This window comes from Arthrobacter zhaoxinii (assembly GCF_024385505.1).
GTDB classification, from domain to species: domain Bacteria; phylum Actinomycetota; class Actinomycetes; order Actinomycetales; family Micrococcaceae; genus Arthrobacter_B; species Arthrobacter_B zhaoxinii.
In genome coordinates, this window is record NZ_JANFLT010000010.1 from 1 (window position 1) to 2502 (window position 2502).

Annotated in this window: 1 protein-coding gene; it reads right to left on the reverse strand. The window is 62.4% G+C overall.

The features are described from left to right. Window positions 1-457: 457 nt before the first annotated feature. Entirely contained in the window at window positions 458-2218 is a 1761-nt protein-coding gene (locus NNX37_RS16335; RefSeq protein ID WP_255793814.1) for a thioester domain-containing protein, read from the reverse strand. Window positions 2219-2502 lie beyond the last annotated feature (284 nt).

The window sequence follows — 2502 nt, forward strand, 5'->3', positions numbered from 1 at the left end:
GCACACTATTGAGTTCTCAAACAACAGACGCAATCCGAAAATACTCGGGAAAACAATGTTTTCCTTTTCTTCTTCGCTGCAGTGTTTTACCGCAAAAGCGTTTCCGCTCTTCCGGACCCAGCATCAACCGGAGTCTTTTCCGCCGGCCCCGCGAAGGGCACGCACCGGTTGGACTCTGTTTTTTGTTGGGGTTTGGCCGCCATGCTCGGGCGCTTTTCCAGCGTCCCGGCCGCGGCGACTTCTAAAACTTTACACACGTTTGCCCGCAGCCGCAAATCGTCCGGCACAGTCGGAGCCGGCACCCTCTCGGGCGCCGGCTCCGACCAACTGTCAGCCACTCAGCACAGGAGCCCCCGGTCCAGCGGTTGTGGCTCCGGAAGGAATCCCTGGACCAGCTGCTGCACCTCCGGAGCGAACCCTTCGACTAGCTACTGCACCTCCGGAAGGAACCCTTCGACTAGCTACTGCGCCGCCGGAGGACCAACAGCGATCCGGCCAGGACGGCACCACCTGCTGCCATGGCCATGGCCGCAGCATCTTCCGCCCCGGTCCGCGGAAGCCGTTCAGTGACCGGCACCGGGGCATATTCATTGACCACCTCAGCTGTCAGCTCCTGCCCCGGCAATATGGTTACCTCTCCTGTGCCGGACGAATCCACCGTGACGTCCTCGTTGGCGCCGGACGCCGGCTCCGAGACACGGCACACCGTTCCCGCCGGAATACCTTCGTACCGCTGGGTAAAGGTATCCGCCGAAGTCCCCTCAGGGATCACAAACGTCTCGTCAATCAGCCCGTCACCGCACCGGACGTGCAGCACGATGTCGTCCTGCAGGCCCGCACCGGAGCCGCTGACGGTTTTCGCCACCACCAGGCTGCCCGGGTTGAATTCCACATTGTTTGTGACCTCCAGAACGTTTTCCCCTTCGACGATTGTCACCGGATCCGGGAGGACGGGTGTCACCGTTACCTCCACAGTAGATCCGGTTATCTCTTCCGTCACCGCGCACACCGTTCCCACCGGCAGGTCTGCCACGGTGTTGCTCACCGGCGCAGCCGTCCCCGCAGGAATCTCGAAAACAAAGGCGCCCGCCGGGCCGCAGTCCGCAGTGAGGCTGATGGCACCCTGGCTACCGATTCCTCCGCCGCCAAACACCTTATTCACTACCAGGTCTCCCGGTACAAAGAACTCCGCCGTCGCCTGGGCTGCGGCATTCAACACTGTGGTCTCGGCGAGGATGATGGGCTGCTTTTCCACCAGTGGATCAGCCTGGTCGTAGAGGTAGACGTTGCCTGTTTGGACGTTGACGGCAGCACGTGCTCTGAGGACTCCCGGGTCGGTGGATGCCGGCGGTCCGCCCATCCAGACCTGGGTCCCTGAAGGGACTGTGCTCCCGTTCGGGATGGGGACGGTTCCCGCAGCGTCGGCGTACATGGTGTATCCGGTCGGCACGGAAACCGTAACCTCCACACTTCCCTCCGCTGCCACCGTGAACGGACCGGCGATGCTTCCCAACGGAGCCGCGGCAGCCGGGGGCGTCACGGTGACGTTCGGTGGGGGCGGTTCCGGCAGAGGCCCGTTCGTCCGGGCGTCTTCGACGATCGCTGCGACCGCGGGCCTGATGACCGTCTCCGAAGTATTGACCAGGTATCCGTCGGTTATGTACCAGATCGCGGCCTGCACCGCCGCAGCCTGCTGATTAGCGGTTAAGCCCGCAGGCGCTGCGGGATTCGCAGGATAGTAGTTGTTCAGGATGTAATTTACGTAGCCAAGGTTGGCTACGTCGGCTTCCTCCCAGGGCGCGTTAACGTAGCCGACGCCGAGGGTGGTGCCTATCGCGACGTTGATGCAATACATCCGCCCGAGCCGGCCATCGGCGTCCTGAGTGTTAAGGACGCCGGTGTACCCGCCGGCGGCAGGAACTCCCGTCGGGTTGCCTTCGGGATAAGGCAGCGTGAGATCCGGCGGGGTGGGATCGTTGGACAGGAAACCCTGAATGCTTTGGCCTTCACCCCGACTGGTAAAAACGACATCCGCGTTTGCGCTGGCCACCGGAGCAGGTTCATTCGGGTCCGGATCCGTGACCCGGGCATTGGCGGGTGCCGCGAACGGCGCCAGCAGCAGCGCTGCAGCGGCCGCCATGCCAAGAAGTGACCTGCGAAGCCGGCGCTCGGGTCCCCGCCGGCGCCGCGGGCCGGACGGAAAGGAATATTGGCTCATAAGGGTCTTCCTGCTTCTATCCCTGGGGATGATTCGCGAGTGACCATGCCGAAACCGGTTCGGCCTGTGCAGGGCACAGTATGTGGAATCCAGGGCCGGGGATAGGCGAAACCGCCATATTCATAGAAAGCCGGGCAGGGACCAATATTTCTTATTGACAGTCCGGGTTAAACAGGAAGAGCCCGTACCAACACTGGTACGGGCTCAACCTTCAAATATTGTCCGGCGGTGACCTACTCTCCCACATCCTCCCGGATGCAGTACCATCGGCGCTGTGGGTCTTA